This window comes from Bradyrhizobium sp. JR4.3 (genome assembly GCF_040547695.1).
Classification (GTDB): domain Bacteria; phylum Pseudomonadota; class Alphaproteobacteria; order Rhizobiales; family Xanthobacteraceae; genus Bradyrhizobium; species Bradyrhizobium canariense.
In genome coordinates, this window is record NZ_JBEPQF010000019.1 from 44,203 (window position 1) to 60,004 (window position 15,802).

General features: G+C 65.6%; 18 protein-coding genes. 6 read left to right on the forward strand and 12 right to left on the reverse strand.

The annotated features are described in order from the left end of the window. The first annotated feature begins 113 nt into the window (after positions 1-113). Complete coding sequence (gene xseA, locus ABIB91_RS26465; RefSeq protein WP_246649584.1) at positions 114-1,736, forward strand: exodeoxyribonuclease VII large subunit; 1,623 nt, start codon at positions 114-116, stop codon at positions 1,734-1,736. A 247-nt stretch (positions 1,737-1,983) separates the two neighbouring features. Here the strand turns inward: xseA and ABIB91_RS26470 are convergent, their stop codons facing one another. Next, positions 1,984-2,148 (reverse strand): hypothetical protein, encoded by a 165-nt coding sequence (locus ABIB91_RS26470; protein WP_007596920.1) that lies wholly within the window; start codon positions 2,146-2,148, stop codon positions 1,984-1,986. A gap of 244 nt (positions 2,149-2,392) precedes the next feature. Beyond that, on the reverse strand, positions 2,393-3,217 hold the full coding sequence (locus ABIB91_RS26475) for a dienelactone hydrolase family protein (RefSeq protein WP_354168603.1): 825 nt from the start codon (positions 3,215-3,217) through the stop codon (positions 2,393-2,395). A 174-nt stretch (positions 3,218-3,391) separates the two neighbouring features. On the opposite strand from ABIB91_RS26475, the gene ABIB91_RS26480 reads away from it, so the two are divergent. Further along, positions 3,392-3,619, forward strand: a complete 228-nt coding sequence (locus tag ABIB91_RS26480) for a DUF2093 domain-containing protein (protein WP_007596922.1) — start codon at positions 3,392-3,394, stop codon at positions 3,617-3,619. A gap of 16 nt (positions 3,620-3,635) precedes the next feature. Here the strand turns inward: ABIB91_RS26480 and ABIB91_RS41765 are convergent, their stop codons facing one another. After that, entirely contained in the window at positions 3,636-4,160 is a 525-nt protein-coding gene (locus tag ABIB91_RS41765; protein ID WP_473366910.1) for a hypothetical protein, read from the reverse strand. Between the two features lie 276 nt (positions 4,161-4,436). Between ABIB91_RS41765 and ABIB91_RS26490 the strand changes: the two genes are divergently transcribed. Next, positions 4,437-4,631 carry a hypothetical protein gene (locus ABIB91_RS26490; protein ID WP_083869876.1) on the forward strand — a complete coding sequence of 65 codons (195 nt, stop codon included), beginning with the start codon at positions 4,437-4,439 and terminating at the stop codon, positions 4,629-4,631. Between the two features lie 374 nt (positions 4,632-5,005). Here ABIB91_RS26490 and ABIB91_RS26495 read toward each other — a convergent pair whose 3' ends face one another. From ABIB91_RS26495 to ABIB91_RS26525, 7 genes are all read right to left on the reverse strand, one after another. Further along, positions 5,006-5,341, reverse strand: coding sequence for a GYD domain-containing protein (locus ABIB91_RS26495; RefSeq protein WP_007596925.1), 336 nt, complete (start codon positions 5,339-5,341; stop codon positions 5,006-5,008). Positions 5,342-5,647: 306 nt separating this feature from the next. Further along, complete coding sequence (gene lpxK, locus ABIB91_RS26500; RefSeq protein WP_354168606.1) at positions 5,648-6,664, reverse strand: tetraacyldisaccharide 4'-kinase; 1,017 nt, start codon at positions 6,662-6,664, stop codon at positions 5,648-5,650. Further along, the gene (locus ABIB91_RS26505) at positions 6,657-8,003 is read right to left on the reverse strand and encodes a 3-deoxy-D-manno-octulosonic acid transferase (protein WP_354168608.1); all 1,347 of its coding nucleotides are present in this window, start codon (positions 8,001-8,003) and stop codon (positions 6,657-6,659) included. Before ABIB91_RS26505 ends, lpxK begins: the two co-directional genes overlap by 8 nt. Then, entirely contained in the window at positions 7,966-8,679 is a 714-nt protein-coding gene (locus ABIB91_RS26510; protein WP_219685580.1) for a lysophospholipid acyltransferase family protein, read from the reverse strand. The genes ABIB91_RS26505 and ABIB91_RS26510 overlap by 38 nt, the downstream gene beginning before the upstream one ends. Continuing rightward, complete coding sequence (locus tag ABIB91_RS26515) at positions 8,676-8,918, reverse strand: DUF4170 domain-containing protein (RefSeq protein WP_007596929.1); 243 nt, start codon at positions 8,916-8,918, stop codon at positions 8,676-8,678. Before ABIB91_RS26515 ends, ABIB91_RS26510 begins: the two co-directional genes overlap by 4 nt. Positions 8,919-8,978: 60 nt before the next feature. Beyond that, positions 8,979-9,797 carry an inositol monophosphatase family protein gene (locus tag ABIB91_RS26520; protein ID WP_219685579.1) on the reverse strand — a complete coding sequence of 273 codons (819 nt, stop codon included), beginning with the start codon at positions 9,795-9,797 and terminating at the stop codon, positions 8,979-8,981. Then, complete coding sequence (locus ABIB91_RS26525) at positions 9,784-11,187, reverse strand: TldD/PmbA family protein (RefSeq protein WP_354168611.1); 1,404 nt, start codon at positions 11,185-11,187, stop codon at positions 9,784-9,786. Before ABIB91_RS26525 ends, ABIB91_RS26520 begins: the two co-directional genes overlap by 14 nt. Before the next feature lie 264 nt (positions 11,188-11,451). On the opposite strand from ABIB91_RS26525, the gene ABIB91_RS26530 reads away from it, so the two are divergent. Then, positions 11,452-11,970, forward strand: coding sequence for a DUF6101 family protein (locus tag ABIB91_RS26530; RefSeq protein ID WP_354168613.1), 519 nt, complete (start codon positions 11,452-11,454; stop codon positions 11,968-11,970). Here the strand turns inward: ABIB91_RS26530 and ubiA are convergent. Together ubiA and ABIB91_RS26540 are read right to left on the reverse strand one after the other, a co-directional pair. Continuing rightward, positions 11,967-12,899 (reverse strand): 4-hydroxybenzoate octaprenyltransferase, encoded by a 933-nt coding sequence (ubiA, locus tag ABIB91_RS26535; RefSeq protein ID WP_354168615.1) that lies wholly within the window; start codon positions 12,897-12,899, stop codon positions 11,967-11,969. The genes ABIB91_RS26530 and ubiA overlap by 4 nt on opposite strands. After that, a complete protein-coding gene (locus tag ABIB91_RS26540) occupies positions 12,896-13,555 on the reverse strand; it encodes a hypothetical protein (protein ID WP_007596938.1) in 660 nt (219 codons plus the stop codon). The genes ubiA and ABIB91_RS26540 overlap by 4 nt, the downstream gene beginning before the upstream one ends. 210 nt (positions 13,556-13,765) lie before the next feature. Here ABIB91_RS26540 and ABIB91_RS26545 point away from each other — a divergent pair, with 210 nt between their 5' ends. Together ABIB91_RS26545 and ABIB91_RS26550 are read left to right on the forward strand one after the other, a co-directional pair. Then, entirely contained in the window at positions 13,766-14,518 is a 753-nt protein-coding gene (locus ABIB91_RS26545; protein WP_354168617.1) for a 16S rRNA (uracil(1498)-N(3))-methyltransferase, read from the forward strand. A 132-nt stretch (positions 14,519-14,650) separates the two neighbouring features. Next, the gene (locus ABIB91_RS26550; RefSeq protein ID WP_007596942.1) at positions 14,651-15,802 is read left to right on the forward strand and encodes an ATP phosphoribosyltransferase regulatory subunit; all 1,152 of its coding nucleotides are present in this window, start codon (positions 14,651-14,653) and stop codon (positions 15,800-15,802) included.

Genomic DNA, 15,802 nt, shown 5'->3' on the forward strand with positions numbered 1-15,802 from the left:
ACTATAGAGAACTCTATATGACAGAGTACTCTCTTGGTCAATCCCCGGATTGGCGCGGCGCCGCAAAAATCCTTAACGTCGGGTCTGATCCCCAAATGCCGAATCGTTTGCCGATGCCTTCAGCGGAACCCCTGCTCAACACACCCGAATTCACCGTTTCCGAGCTCTCGCAGTCCCTGAAACGGACGGTTGAGGACACCTACGGCCATGTCCGGGTCCGCGGCGAGATCTCCGGCTTCCGCGGCGCGCATTCCTCCGGCCATTGCTATTTCGCGCTCAAGGACGAGAGCGCCAAGATCGAGGCGGTGATCTGGAAGGGCGTGCACGGCCGCATGCGCTTCAAGCCCCAGGAGGGGCTCGAGGTCATCGCCACCGGCAAGCTCACGACCTATCCGGGCTCCTCGAAATACCAGATCGTGATCGAGGCGCTGGAGCCGGCCGGCATCGGCGCGCTGATGGCGCTGATGGAGGAGCGCAAGCGGAAGCTCGCCGCCGAAGGCCTGTTCGACGAGGCGCGCAAACAGCTTCTGCCGTGGCTGCCGGAGGTGATCGGCGTGGTGACGTCGCCGACCGGCGCCGTGATCCGCGACATCCTGCATCGGCTGGAGGACCGCTTTCCCCGTCACGTGCTGGTGTGGCCGGTGAAAGTTCAGGGCGAAGGCTCGGCCGAGCAGGTCGCGGCCGCGATCCGCGGCTTCAATGCGCTGCCGGAGGGCGGCAAGATTCCGCGCCCGGACGTGCTGATCGTCGCGCGCGGCGGCGGCTCACTGGAGGATCTGTGGTCGTTCAACGAAGAGATCGTGGTCCGTGCCGCGGCCGAGAGCATGATCCCGCTGATCTCGGCGGTGGGGCATGAGACCGACATCACGTTGATCGATTTCGTCGCCGACAAGCGCGCGCCGACGCCGACGGCGGCGGCCGAGATGGCCGTGCCGGTGCGCAGCGATCTCTTTGTCGAGGTCGGCGATCTCGGGCGACGCACCCGGTCCTGCTGGCAACGCGGCCAGGAGAGCCGTCGCAGCGAGCTGCGTGCCGCCGCGCGCGCGCTGCCGGCCGCCGGCGATTTGCTGGCGATCCCGCGGCAGCGGCTGGATTCGGCGGGTGCGTCCCTGCCCCGCTGCCTCAAGGCCAATACGCACGCGCATTTCCGCAGGTTCACCGCCGCAGGCGCCAAGCTGACGCTGCGGGTGCTGCATGGCCAGATCGCGCAGGCCGATCATCGCCTCACGGTGTGCGGCGAGCGACTCGGACTGTCCACGCGCTCGCTGCTGCGGCGGCGGCGCGACCGCTTCGCCGGGCTGGAGGTGCGCTTGCGCGCCTCGAAGCTCTCCAATGCGCAGGCGCAGCGCAACGCGATTGCGCGCCAGCGCGAACGCACGCATCGCCTGGCCGAGCGCGCGGGCCGCGCGCTGGTGACGCTGTTGCAGCGGCTCGACGCCCGCGTCGAGAACAGCGGCAAGCTGCTCTCAGCATTGTCTTATCGCGGCGTGCTCGCGCGCGGCTTTGCGCTGGTGCGCGACGAGGCCGGCCATCCCCTGCATTCGGCAGACAGCGTCGGTCCCGGCGCACGGGTTGAGATCGAGTTTGCGGATGGGCGTGTGGGTGCGACCGCGGATGCGGATCGTGCAGCACCGACGGCAAAACGCGCGCCGGCGCAAGCCAAGGCGGCGGCGCAGGAGGCGAAGCCAGCGCCAAAGCGCGTGGGCAAGCCGGTGGATCAGGGGAATTTGTTTTAGAGCGCGAGCGCGTCGCGCCACCCTCGGCGTCATTCCCCGCGAAAGCGGGGAATCCAGTACGCCGCGGCTTCTCGATGAATCACAGCCGCCTCGGCGTACTGGATCGCCCGGTCAAGCCGGGCGATGACAGTGAGTGTGTGGGACGCGTGCCACGAAATCGCTGTCGTAGCCCGCATGAGCGTAGCGACATCCGGGACCAGCGGCCCCGGATATCGCTACGCTCATCCGGGCTACAAGACTGCGCGTCTCAGCGGCAGGACAAGCCCGCGTCGATCGTGGTCCAGAAACCGCAATGTTCCGGCGCGAGTTGTGGTGCGCCGGCATGGGCTTCGAACAGATGGGCTTCGAACAGGAAGACCGCGACGGTGAAAACGATCAGGGCGGAGGAGAACAGGACGAAGCGGTTGCGCATGGGACTGCGTTTAATCGACATCGTGGTCGAATGATGGCGTCGGCACGGGCTGAAACCATCCCGGCGCGGGATCCGTAGAGTCACGGTCGGCCATTTTCCGTGCAGGGCGGTGGTCGATGCGGGGCTGTCCGCTGTTGTTCCCAAGGGCGGCCCCGCTCGGCACATGTAGCCCGCATGAGCGCAGCGATATGCGGGACGGACCTACCCGGATATCGCTACGCTCATCCGGGCTACGGCACTGCCGTCACCGCGCCAGCCACTCCGCAACTTCCTTCTGCGATTCCGCGCGCGCTGCCGCATCGGTGCCGAGATGGCCGTGCTCGGGCGTGGCGGCGTCGGTGCTGCCGGCAGCTGCGTGCAGCGGCGTGTTGGCGCGGTCGAAGTCGTGATAGGCGCCGGGATAGACCACGATGCGCGCGAGCGCGCTGCGGCCATGCGCACCATCGACCATCTGGCGGCAGGCCGGCGGCGACGAGACGTCGTCATTGCCACCGATCAGCACCAGCGTCGGCACCCGTGTGCTCCAGCCGAGGCCTGCGGAAATCCTGCAGTCCGGATAGAACGCGATGGCGGCGCGGAAATCCGGGCCGACCTCGCGCGCAAGGTTTTGCGGACGCACGGCCCAGAGCAGCGCGCTGGCGCCATTCGCCCAGCCCATCAGGCTGACGCGGTCGCGCGCAACCCAGCTCTGTTTCATCAACCAGGCGCGCGACGCCGCGATATCGGTGACGCGTTCGCGCCGCGCCTTGACGTGGATGTCCTTGACGCGGCATTGCGGCCCGAGCTCGCGCGAGCCGTAGCTGTCAGGGAGCAGCACGGCGTTGCCGGATTTGAGCAGCCGCTCGGCCCAGTCGCGATAGCGCGGCAGGACGGAATCGGAATGGCCACCGAGGCCGCCGCAGCCGTGGAGCGCGATCACGGTCGGAAACGGCCCGGTGCCCTCGGGCTTGTAGAGCTGCGCATGCAGCACGCCGGACGCCAGCGGAATCTCGACCTGCTGCGGCGCCGGCGACGCGTGCGCGGCCGAGATCAGGAACGTCAGAAACAGGGCGGTGAACGGAAGGCGCATCGAACTTTGCCGTTGGATCCTTCGCTCAAGCACTATCATGCGGAAACGGCGCCAAAACATCACAAACCGGTGGGTTTACCGGGCGGACAAGCCACCCTATCTATGCTACATCCCGTCCAACACATCGTGCCCTCCAAGATGCCCCGGAGCGGCCTTCCACGGAGACTTTCGACCGTGCTGAACAAGTTCGGCCCCTCGGGCCATGGCGAAGCGCAGGTGCAGTATCTCGACGGCGACTTCCGTGTGATCTCGCCGGGGACCTTCGTGCGCTGCGCGATCACCGATACGCGCATCCCGCTCGACGAGTTGAAATACTGGAGCGTGGATTTGCAGGAAGCCTACGCCACACCCGCCGCCGTGCTCGAGCGGCATTACCCGGGCGCGCCCAAGCCGCAAGCCTGAGGCCGCGGCCGCGCGTCTAGTGCTGATCCGCGCCATCCGCGCCCACGCAGGTTTTGATGAAACTCTTCCTGGGCTCGCCGACGATCTTCTGATCGATCGCCTGCTTGAGGCAATCCAGCCGCGCCTGCGCCATGCAGAGCTGCATCTGGTCGCGCTTGTCCTGTCCCTTCAGGTTCTGAGTCGTCGCGAGGCAGGTGACGCGCTTGGTCGCGGGCACCGGCACGGTGGTGGTTTGAGGAGCCGGCGGAGTCGTTTGTGCAAACACCGGCGCAATGATCAGACACACAAGGCTGGCGGCAACGGCGGCGAACGGCAACTTCATCGAACTCTCCTGGTCGTCTGAAACGGTTAGGAGTTTTGCGATGAACGACGCGTGAATGGCAGGCTGCTGTCGGATGGGCAAAGCGCAGCTGCCCTGCCGGCACAGCACGAGCGGTGCAGCTTTTTCACGAGGCATGTTCGCACGCACCAGAAATGCTGCTCGCACAGCCGAGACGATTTCCGTTATGCCGATCCGCGTTGCATCGAAGAGTGCTTGCACTCCGTGGTTAGCCATTTCGCGTTGTGGTTGGATTCTTTGTTGCGATTGGCGCTCTTAGGTTGTTTGACGAAGTCTTGGTGAAACAAAGCGCCGCTATGCTTCATCTTAGGTAATTGGCCCTGCTCTTTTTATCGCACAGACAATCAAGTCAACCAAACGGCCACTGAGCTCTGGAATTGGCGCAGTCTGTGAACGGGCTCATATCGAAGAGCCATCTGTCGGGCTACGATCACCTCGAAAATTCGCGGTGGATTATTTGTAAATCGAAAATCAACGATGGGGGTGATCATGCCCACCATATTAGACCTGCTCTATCGTGAATATTGCCGCGCCCGCCTCGCTGAAATGCGGAAACAGCTTCTGATCGCAGCTGAACGCTTTGAAGCTCTCGAAGCGCATCATCATCCGGATCAGGGTGACGATGAGAGGACGGACACACAGCGCAAGACCGGTCGCCGCGCGCCGAATTGAAGCGGCCCGAGACCGGCGATCTCTCCCGCATAGCAGTGACCAAGCAGTTGGCAACAGTTTGGGAGGCAGCAATGAATACACCCGAGTACTATACCGCCATGGTAGCCTGCGCCTCGTGCCTGACCATTATCGGATTGATGGCCGTTGGGGCGTGGTGAGCATGATTGACTGCTGAACCGCAATCGCAGGCCGTTGCCGAGGTCGCTGGCAAGCACGTCCGGTCGGACGACGGCGCGGACGCAGCACGCAGCGTACAGCATGGTTCGTCAACGGAGGCTGGAAGGCCTTCGCCTCGGCTTGCAAACATTATTCCTGCTGTGAGGTGAGCGTTGCCGCCGTTTCGGACTGCGGCGGCTTCGCTTCAGATCCGGATGTCAGCTTCCGGGCGGGGTATACGAAGAGCGCAGCTTCGCCGCGTTCTGGCGGACCTGCTTGATCTCGTCCTGCGTGAACAGCCGCGTCAGTTTCACGTTCTGCAGGGTGCCCGCCGTGACGGTCAGGCCGGAAATGGCCGGAGCCGCACCCGGATCAGGCACATCGAAAATCACCAAAACGCCTGGGCCGTCGGCCGCAACGCTGAACATCGAAATCAGCTTTCCGCCGGCCGCTTCGATAAGTTTTCTTGCCGCTTCCTGACGATCGGTCTTGGGGTTCTCCAAAATGGCATTGAGAGCGCGTGGTGTGTATTGTCCGGTGAGGCAAAAATGCATGGCATGTTCTCCTCTGGGTTTTTGGCAATGACTTTCCCTGCCGTTCCGAACTCGTCGTTACGGCCGCTGCATCTGAAATGATGAAGGTACTGCCCGCCGTGGGCATAAACGCCGTCGATGATTTCCGGGAGTTCGGCACGTCCCGGTGACGGCTCTCATGAAACGCTACATCAACTCCCGAACGTGCGGAAGAGAATTCGTCAGCCGCGACATGTCACCTCGGTTGCCACATATTGCACCCGCGCATGAAATGCTTTTCGTCACACCGTGCGTCCACAACGAGCGCGGTTCGCCCGCCGTCCGACATTATCGCCTGCCGAATCTTCGCTCGCGCGCCTTGTAGAGATGATCGCTGATCAGTTGCCGGAGCGTAGCCGGGTCGTCGAACTCGAGCTGGACGGCGAACGGCACGATGCCGTCCGGCACGCCTTCGCGGCCGTGCAGACGCGCGAGATCCTTTTCCGTCGTCACCAGTGTTTGCTGCTCGCGCTGCGCCTCCGCGGCGAGAGTTGCGATCTCGTCGTTCGAAAACATGTGATGATCGGCGAAGGCGCGCGTGCGTGCGACTTCGATACCGCCAGCGCGCAAGCTGCGGAAGAACCGTTCGGGATCGCCGATGCCGGCGAACGCGAACACCGGCTTGCCCAACAGTCTAGCGACCGACCCGGCGTCGGGTTTCAGCCGCGCGCGCAGCTCCGGCTTGTTGCGCCTGGCAAGCTCGGCGGCGACAGCGTCGGCGGCGCGGCCGCCGCCGATCAGGACCAGCGCGTCGGTGCGCGCAAGCTGCGCCTTCAGCGGCGCACGCAGGGGACCGGCCGGAAACACCTTGCCATTGCCGAGGCCGCGCTCGCTGTCGATCACGATCAGCGAGGTGTCCTTGAGAAGACGCGGGTTCTGGAAACCGTCGTCCATCAAAATCACGGTGGCGCCTTGCGACTTCGCCAGCACGACGCCGTCGAGACGGTCGCGCGCGACCGTGACAGGGACGTCGCGCGCCATCATCAGCGGCTCGTCGCCGACGTCGGACGCGGTGTGACGCATGCTGTCGACCATCACCGGGCCCTTGAGGCTGCCGCCATAGCCGCGGCTGAGCACCACCGGCGTCTCGCCGAGTTCGCGCAGGAGCTTCGTCAGCGCCAGCACGGTCGGCGTCTTGCCGGCGCCGCCGACATGGTAGTTGCCGACGCAGATCACGGGGATGCCGGCGTCGACGCCCTCGCGCAGCATCCGCCGTTCCGTGATCGCGCCGTAGAGCGCACCCAGCGGCCCCAATGCGTACGATTCGAGGGAACGTGGCCGGTACCAGAAGGCCGGCTCACGCATTGGCGGCCCCCATCTCGATCCGCAACTGCAAGAGATAAGGCTCGAGCGCGGTCATGGTGCGGTTGAGCGCGCCGCCGAGATCCTCGACCACGCCGGCGCCCGACTGCTGGATCTTCTTGCGCACGGCAGGATCGGCGAGCAGCTGGCCGAGCTGCTTGATCAGTAGTTCCTGCGTGTCGGCCTGGCGCGCGCCGCCGCTGTGATCGAGCGCCTCGTAGACATCGGCGAAATTGAAGACGTGTGGACCATGGACGATGGCCGCGCCGAGCTTGATCGCTTCGATCGGATTCTGGCCGCCATGATGGATCAGCGATCCGCCCATGAACACGATGTCCGAGAGGCGATAGAACAGGCCGAGCTCGCCCATGGTGTCGGCGACATAAACGTCGGTGGTCGCGGTCGGCAGCTCGTCGCGCGAGCGCAGGGCCGGCTTCAGGCCGGAGGCCGTGATCAGGCCTGTGATCGAGGAGCCGCGATCCGGATGGCGCGGCACGATCACGGTCAGGAGCTGCGGGAAGAAACCGGTGAGGCTGCGATGCGCCGCCACCAGCATCTCCTCCTCGCCCGGATGGGTCGAGGCCGCGACGATGATCGGACGCCCGCGCGTCATCGCCATCAGCCGTTCGAGCTTGGCGGGATCGGCCGGCGGCGCCGGCACGTCGAGCTTGAGATTGCCCGTGGTGACGACGTCGCGGCCGCCGAGCGTCGAGAAGCGCTCGGCATCGGTCTTCGACTGCGCCAGACAAATGTCGAACCGCGACAGCAGCGCCGAGATGGTGCCTTGCATCCGGCGCCAGCGCGGGAACGAGCGCGGCGACATCCGCCCGTTGATCAGCACCATCGGCACGCGGCGCGCGGCGCCGGCCAGGATCAGGTTCGGCCACAGATCGGATTCGACGAACAGCGCCAGCGACGGCTTCCAATGGTCGAGGAAGCGCGCGACATAACGCGGGGAATCATACGGCACGTATTGATGGATCACGTCGGGCGGAAAACGCTTTGCCACAATAGCAGCCGACGTGACAGTGCCCGAGGTGAGCAGAATGCGCAGGTTCAGATCGCGCAAGCGCTCGATCAGCGCCGCCGCGGCGAGGACCTCGCCGACGCTGGCGCCGTGAATCCAGACCAGCGGACCGTGCGGCCGCACGTCCCGGGACAGGCCCCGCCGTTCGCTGACCCGCGCGGGATCTTCCTTGCCCTGCTTCAGGCGCCGCTTGATCAGCACAGGCGCGAGCGGCACCAGGCCACGCGCCAGGCGCCGGTACATCCGCAGCGTCAACGGCAGCGAGCCGGGCAGCGATTTAGGCATCTGCAGGTCCCGGCCGGCCGAGCTGTGCATAGGCTTGGCGGGTCGCCTCGTTCAAGGTCTCCTCCAGCTCGAGCCGCAGCGCTTCCATGGTGGCGGCGTTCGCATCCGGCGGAACGTGGATTTCCTTGATGCCCACCAACGCGCCCCGCCCGAACGGCAGGTTGATGGTGGTGCGGTCCCAGTTCTTGAGCCGGACGAAGCGGCTGGTCGCCATCGCAAAAGGCATGATCGGCCGCCCCGATTCCCGTGCCAGCATGATGATGCCGAGCCCGGCCACGCGCGAGCGCTTGGGGACGTCGGCGGTCAGCGCGACATTACAACCGTCCTGGAGCGTCCGCACCATTTCCTTGAAGGCACCGACCCCGCCCTTGCGGTGAAACGCGCCGCCATGGTCGCCGGACCCGCGGATGGTGCCGATGCCGAGCCGCTCGGCGGCAATCGCGTTGAACTCGCCGTCGCGGTGACGGGAGATCAGGACCCTCGCCTTGTACCAGTCCTTGTTCTTGATGAAGGGGGTGAGGAAATGCTGGCCGTGCCAAAACGCGAAGATCGCCGGGATTTGCGGCTCGACGCGCTCATAGACGTCGGGCGGATCGAACGTGAATTTGTTCGTCCGCCAGACCAGACGCAGATATTCCGCCGCCAGGATTCCGACGGCACGCTGAACGAAGCTGCTCCTCAGCGTATTGCGAAGCAGCTTTTTCAACGCGCCGGTTCTTGATTCGGGTCGAGCAGCCGATGGAGATGGACGATGAAATAGCGCATCTGCGCGTTGTCGACCGTGCTCTGCGCCTTGGCGCGCCAGGCGGCGTGCGCGGTCGCATAGTTCGGATAGAGGCCGACGATCTCGACGTCGTCGAGGTTCTTGAAGGTGTTGTGCTCGAGATCGACGAGCTCGCCGCCGACGACGAGGTGGAGCAGTTGTTGCGGGGCACTATCTGGCATCGGTTCTGTTCCTAACGGGCTGCCCGGCAAAGCAGTGTTCGACAAGCACGAGAAAGCGCTTCACGGCAAGGGGCGGTTTCGAAAATGCGAGACAATGTTCGCATGACGATCGCGACCCGCTGCCACCAGCACCCCATGCGTGACTTGCCGGCGGTTATAGAGGATGGGATCTCCGGAGAGATCGCTCATCCTACCATCGGCTTCCTGCACGATCAAATCCGCCGCCGCAAGGTCCCAATCATGACTGTTGCCGCCCGCAAAAGCCGCATCCAGCGCGCCATGGGAGACCCGGCACAGCCGCAGCGCGAGCGAACCGATTCGCGGATGCAGCTTGATCTCGCCCAGTGACGGCTTCAGGCGCTCGACCAGGGGCTTCGGACCCGCGACACGCGAGAAGTCGAGCTCGGACCCAGCCGTCGCCCGCACCGGCACATCGTTGAGGGTCGTGCCCTGGCCGCGGGCGGCGAAGAAGAACTCATCGCTGGTCGGCGCGAACACCGCGGCCAGCACCGGCGAGGCGTCCTCGACCAGCGCGACGCTGACGCACCATTCGTCGTGGCCGTTGAGGTAGTTGCGGGTGCCGTCGATGGGATCGACGATCCAGGTCATCCGCCGCGACAGCCGCACCTCATCGTCGGCGCTCTCCTCCGACAGCCAGCCATAGTCGGGCGTCGCCGCGCGCAGGCGCGCTTCCAGGAGATCGTTGACGGCGATGTCGGCTTCCGAGACCGGCGAGGACGCGCCCTTGGTCCACTTCTTCAGCTCGGTGCGGAACATCGACTGCGCCAGTGCGCCCGCCTCCCGCACCGTGTCTTGCAGCAGCGCCGCGTCGCGCGTCAGGATGGCTTCGCCTGTTGCGTTCGCGTCAACGTCCGCCAAGCGTCAAACCCTCGATGCGCACCGTCGGCGCATTGACGCCGTAGCGGAACTCGAGATTGTTCGCCGGCTGCATCGACTTGAAGATCTCGAACAGATGGCCGGCGATCGTCACCTCGCTCACGGGATAAGTGAGTTCGCCGTTCTCGATCCAGAAGCCGGAGGCGCCGCGGCTGTAGTCGCCAGTCACGCCGTTGACGCCCGAGCCGATCAAATCGGTGACGTAGAACCCCTGCTTGATGTCGGAGATCAGTTCGGCCGGCGTCGGCGTGCCGGGTTCAAGATGCAGATTATACGGCCCGGGCGACGGCGAGGAGGAGACGCCGCGATGGGCATGGCCGGTGGTGGTGAGACCGAGCTCACGCGCGGTGGCGCAATCGAGCAGCCAGGTCGTCAGCACGCCTTCGTCGATCAGCGCGATCTTCTTCACGGCGACACCTTCAGCGTCGAACGTCTGCGAGCGCAGGCCGCGTTTGCGCAGGGGATCGTCGATGATGCGGATGTTCTTGGCGAACAGCTGCTGGCCGAGCTTGTCCTTCAGGAAGCTGGTCTTGCGCGCAATCGAAGCGCCGTTGATGGCGCCGACGACGTGACCGACCAGCGAGCCCGCGACGCGCGGATCGAACACCACAGGCACTTTGCAGGTCTCGACCTTGCGCGGATTGGCGCGCGCCACAGTGCGCTCGCCCGCGGAACGGCCGACGATCTCGGGCGACAGCAGATCGGCACCATGCGGCGCCGAGGTGAAATCGTAGTCCCGCTCCATGCCGGTGCCGTCGCCGACAATGGCGGTGGCGGAGATGCCCTGGCTGGAACGCAGGTAAGAGCCGTGGAAGCCGGTGCTGGTGACGAGCACCATGCCGCCCATTCCGGCAGAGGCCGAGGCGCCGCCGGATTTGGTCACGCCCTTCACTCCGAGCGCCGCAGCCTCGGCTTCGAGCGCGCGGCGCTCGAGTTCCGAGGTGGCGGGCACGTCAGGGTCGAGCAGATCGAGATCGGGGAAGTCGCGCGCGAGCAGTGCGGGATCGGCAAGGCCGACATATTTGTCGTCGGGCGCAACACGCGCCATCGCAACCGCTCGCTCGGCAAGCTTGGTCACGGCATCGCCGCTGGCGTCGTTGGTGGAGACCACCGCCTGGCGCCGGCCGACCAGCACGCGCAAGCCGACATCATCGCCCTCGGAACGCTCGGATTCCTCGACCCGGCCGTCGCGGACCTCGACGCCTTGCGAGACGCCACGCACGGCGACCGCATCGGCCGCATCCGCGCCGGCGCGCCTGGCAGCCTCCACCAGCCGCTGCGCGAGATCGGAGAGCGCAGACTGGTCGAACAGGTTGCGGCTGGCTGTGGATGAATCCTTGGGTGAAAGCGTCGAGCTTGGTGAAGGGTTCACAAACGAAATCCTGTTGAGGCGGGCTGCGGGACCGGAACCCACAGATGTGCCCTGATCGCGCGGACTTCAAGCATTTTCAGCCCACCAAAAGCTCAGATTCGCACCTTGCGCGCAACGTCTCGTCAATCATGCGCGCCAAGGTCTTGTCAATCATGCGCGGCGGTGAGGTTGGATTAACCAGCCTTTTTAAGCGGTTTCGGAAAGGCCCGCGCTAAGGTCCTCGCATCGACCGGGAACATAATCCTGGCGGGGAGAACTAAAGCCGTGAGGCGTCAAACAGCAACAAGCGGGATCACTCCCGCCGGGTCGAGCCGCTCCCTGCGGCTCGACCCCCTTTCCCTTCCGGTCCGCTTCGATGCGCATGATCCGCGCGCCGACGGATATGTCCGGCAGATCGAGCTTCATCGCGAACGTGTCGTGCTGCACCGTGCCGTCCGCGGCATGCGGATGGCGATCAACGTCCGCGTCAGCGACTTCATCGGCGTCGCGCTGCGCGGCAACGACGAGGCCCAGACCCTCGTCCTCGTGCATCGCGATCCCTCGCTCTCCATTCCGCTGCTGGTCAGCGCCGATGGCGACGAACTCGTTGAGGCCTGGGCGATCTGGAGCGAGCTGTTCGCGCTTCCGCAGCTCGACGAAGGCGCACGCAAGCCCGCGCCGCGGCGTCGCCGCGCCAACGCGATCCGCCACCGCCGTCCGAAATTTCTGATGCGCCGCCGCACCGGTGTCGCACGGGAGTTGTCGGTGCATCGCGATGAGCGCGAGATCATCGCGCGGAGTTAGGCCGCTCGCAGCACCGCGTCAGCCAGCAAACCCGCAAACAGCAGAAATCCCGCGTCGCGGTTCGAATAGAACAGGCGTTTGCAGAGATCGCCGTCGCTGATATTCAGCCGCGCGATCTGCGAGGCCAGATGCACGGCGAAGGCCACAAGTCCGAGCCAGGCCGGCCAGCGCGCATCGCCCGACGCCAGCGCCACGCCGATCAGCAGCACCGCGAGGCCGTAGAACAGGATCAGCGCCTGGTGCGTATGCGCACCGAACAGGCGCGCGGTGGACTTGATGCCGATCAGCGCATCGTCCTCTGCGTCCTGATGCGCGTAGATCGTGTCGTAGCCGATCACCCAGGAAATCGCGCCGGCATAGAGCACGAGCGCGGTGACGTCGATGCGCCCGAAGGTGACGGCAAATCCCATCAGGGCGCCCCAGGAGAACGCGAGCCCGAGCACGATCTGCGGCCACCAGGTGATGCGCTTCATGAACGGGTAGATCGCGACGATCAGCAGTGAGGCAATGCCGGTCAGGATCGCGAAGCGGTTGAACTGCAGCAACACCACGAGCCCGATCAGCGCCTGCGCGACCATGAAGGCCAGCGCCTGCTTCGCGCTCACCTGGCCCGACGGCAGCGGTCGCGAGCGGGTGCGCTCGACCTTGTCGTCAAGGTCACGGTCGGTGATGTCGTTCCAGGTACAGCCTGCCCCCCGCATCACGAAGGCGCCGATGAAGAACAGGACGATGGTGAGCGGCAGCCCGCGGACGTCATGCGCCATGCCGGCGGCGAGCGCCGCCGACCACCAGCACGGCATCAACAGGAGCCAGGAGCCGATCGGACGATCAAAGCGGGACAAGCGCAGATAAGGCCGCGCCCATTGCGGCGCACGCGTATCGACCCAGTTGCCGGTGGAATCGGCAACTCGGGCGGATGTGTCGCTCATCGCGTCAGGACGTTGCCGTTGAGTGTATCGAAGGTGCTGCCGCCCTTCTTGCCGGCATTGGCCTCGGGCGCCGAGCCCGAACCCAGCACTTCGCTCAGCGACGGACCGGCCGGTCCGCGCGGCTGGTTCTGCATCTGCTGCGCGACGTTGCAGACCTTCGCCGTCATGGCCTCGGTGTTCTTGTGGCCGTCCTTCATCTGCGCGCCGACCTGCGCCGGAATCCCGCATTTCGAGGCGTTGGCCTCGATGTACTTGATCATCTTGGTCTCAGCCTGGCTGAAGTTGCGGATCAGCTTGCAGGCCTCGTCAGGCGGAGCGTGACGGTCGCTCGCGGCCTTGATCAGCTTGCCGCGCTTTTCGGCATCCTCGCGCAGAGGCATGAAGGCCTTCATGCAGTCCTCGCCGGGACCGGCTTGCGTCGGCGGCGCCGCGCTGAAGGCGCCGGCGCCACCGACAGGCGCGGCGCCGTTCACGGGGAAGGACGATTGCGGCGCGCCGCCGACGGAGGCGACGGGCGCCGAGCCGTTCACGGGCGGAAACGCGGAACTTGTTGGGGCCTGGCCCGGCAGCGGCGCGGGGAAACCCTGCGCATAGGCACAAACGGCGCCCATCGTGACCATGGCGGCAGTGATCGGAACCATCAAATGACGGATCATCAAGGCAGTCTCTCCGGCAGGAGCTTGCGGGGTTCGGCGTCTTCCCAATTGAAGCGCAACCAGCGTGCTCGCGATTTTACGATTCCCGCCGGCCCTTAACAACCCGTTGAATAGGGCAGGAGCGCGGCGCGCCGACGCACCATTTTGGCAAAATTTACCCCGAAACTACTGCTTTCGGTTAAGAACGGCGGCAAATCGGACCTTTGAACCATGCCCTCCCACGATTTCCGCGGCCCCCGCCTGTTCGTCGATGCCCCCCTTGCCCAGGACGGCAGGGTCGAGCTCGACCGCGACCAGAGCAATTATCTCGGCAATGTGCTGCGGCTTGCCGCCGGGGCCGAAGTCTTGGCATTCAACGGCCGCGACGGCGAGTGGCAGGCCGCCATTGAAGGCCGCAAGCGGCCGGACGGCCTCGTCATCCTCCAGCAGACCCGGCCGCAGGACCGGCTGCCCGACCTCTCTTACGTCTTCGCCCCGCTCAAGCACGCCCGGCTCGACTATATGGTGCAGAAGGCCATCGAGATGGGCGCTGCCTCGCTTCAGCCGGTTCTGACCCGGTTCACCCAAGCTTCCCGCGTCAATACCGAGCGGATGCGCGCCAATGTCGTCGAGGCGGCCGAGCAATGCGGCATTCTCAGCATCGCCACCGTTGCCGAGCCGATGCCCCTGGAGCGCTTCCTCAGTCAGCGCGCCGCCGGCAGGCTGCTGATCTTCTGCGACGAGGCGGCGGAGCTCGAAAACCCCATTCAGAGCCTGCAAGGCGCAGGCGCGGCGGAGGGAATCGACGTGCTGATCGGCCCCGAAGGCGGCTTTGCCGGGGAAGAGCGCGCGCTGCTGCTGCGGCAGCCGAATATCCTGCGGCTGGCGCTGGGACCCCGGATCATGCGGGCCGACACGGCCGCGGTGGCCGCGCTGGCGCTGGTGCAGGCGGTGCTGGGCGATTGGCGTGGCAAAATGGCCTGATGCCGATATTGGCCGACCGTTAAGCGATTGATCCTTTGGAGGTCGAAACCGCTTTCGGGCCATGCTAAGGCCTGCGGCAATTCGCTCCCCTTGCTTGCCCTGCCCGGTTCCACCGGGACGATGGACCCCGACATGACCGCGACTGCCACCTCAAATGCTGCCGGCTCCGCCGCCTGGGCGGACACGCTGCTGCTGTCGTTCGCGCAGGCGGGCTATGTCAGGGCCGAGCCCGCGATCCTGCAGCCGGCCGAACCGTTCCTGGATCTCTCCGGCGAGGACATCCGCAAGAGCCTGTACCTGACCACGGACCTCTCCGGCGAGGAGTTGTGCCTGCGCCCGGACCTGACCATTCCGGTGGCCCGCGACTACCTCAGCTCTGGCCGTGCCGGCCAGCCGGCCGGGTTCAGTTATCTCGGCCCGGTGTTTCGCTACCGCAACGGCCAGAGCAACGAATTCCTGCAGGCCGGCATCGAATCGTTCGGCCGCCAGGACCGCGCCGCGGCCGATGCCGAGATGCTGGCGCTGGCGCTGGAGGCGACCGCCGCCTTCGGCGTCCGCGACGTCGAGATCCGCACCGGCGACGTAGCGCTGTTCAACGCGCTGCTCGACGCGCTCAACCTCTATCCGGTCTGGCGCCGCCGCCTGGTCAAGGATTTCAACCGCAAGATCAGCCTGGAGCAGGATCTGGAGCGGCTGGCAGCCGCGACGACCGCGACCCGCAGCGAATATGAGGGCGTGCTCGCGGCGCTCGCAGGCTCCGACCGCAAGGCGGCACTCGCTTTCGTCACCGATCTGATGTCGATCGCCGGCACCACCAATGTCGGCGGCCGCAGCACGGCCGAGATTGCCGACCGCTTCCTCGAGCAGTCGACGCTGAAGGGCGGCGCGCTGCCGCGCGAGGCCATCGCCGTGCTCAAGCGTTTCCTGTCGATATCGGGTAACCCCGATGACGCCGTCGCCGAGCTGCGCGCGCTCACCAATGACGCGAAGCTCGACCTCAGTGCTGCGGTCGACCAGTTCGAAAGCCGGGTCGGCTTCATGGCCGCGCGCGGCATCGATGTGAAGGGGACGCGCTTTTCGACCGCGTTCGGACGCGGGCTCGATTACTACACCGGCTTCGAATTCGAGCTGCATCACCGCGGCAACGGCGCCGAGCCGCTGGTTGCCGGCGGCCGCTATGACGGGCTGATGACCCAGCTTGGATCGGCCGAGCCGATCCCCGCAGTCGGTTTCTCGGTCTGGGTGGATGCGCTGACCCGGATCGGCCGCAAGGTGGGAGCTTAA

Bases quoted from the DNA above. Each gene is read 5' to 3' on its own strand.
- xseA (WP_246649584.1), top strand. From the start codon at position 114: ATGCCTTCAGCGGAACCCCTGCTCAACACACCCGAATTCACCGTTTCC.
- ABIB91_RS26470 (WP_007596920.1), bottom strand. From the start codon at position 2,148: ATGCGCAACCGCTTCGTCCTGTTCTCCTCCGCCCTGATCGTTTTCACC.
- ABIB91_RS26475 (WP_354168603.1), bottom strand. From the start codon at position 3,217: ATGCGCCTTCCGTTCACCGCCCTGTTTCTGACGTTCCTGATCTCGGCC.
- ABIB91_RS26490 (WP_083869876.1), top strand. From the start codon at position 4,437: ATGGGGGTGATCATGCCCACCATATTAGACCTGCTCTATCGTGAATAT.
- ABIB91_RS26495 (WP_007596925.1), bottom strand. From the start codon at position 5,341: ATGCATTTTTGCCTCACCGGACAATACACACCACGCGCTCTCAATGCC.
- lpxK (WP_354168606.1), bottom strand. From the start codon at position 6,664: ATGCGTGAGCCGGCCTTCTGGTACCGGCCACGTTCCCTCGAATCGTAC.
- ABIB91_RS26505 (WP_354168608.1), bottom strand. From the start codon at position 8,003: ATGCACAGCTCGGCCGGCCGGGACCTGCAGATGCCTAAATCGCTGCCC.
- ABIB91_RS26515 (WP_007596929.1), bottom strand. From the start codon at position 8,918: ATGCCAGATAGTGCCCCGCAACAACTGCTCCACCTCGTCGTCGGCGGC.
- ubiA (WP_354168615.1), bottom strand. From the start codon at position 12,899: ATGAGCGACACATCCGCCCGAGTTGCCGATTCCACCGGCAACTGGGTC.
- ABIB91_RS26540 (WP_007596938.1), bottom strand. From the start codon at position 13,555: ATGATCCGTCATTTGATGGTTCCGATCACTGCCGCCATGGTCACGATG.
- ABIB91_RS26545 (WP_354168617.1), top strand. From the start codon at position 13,766: ATGCCCTCCCACGATTTCCGCGGCCCCCGCCTGTTCGTCGATGCCCCC.
- ABIB91_RS26550 (WP_007596942.1), top strand. From the start codon at position 14,651: ATGACCGCGACTGCCACCTCAAATGCTGCCGGCTCCGCCGCCTGGGCG.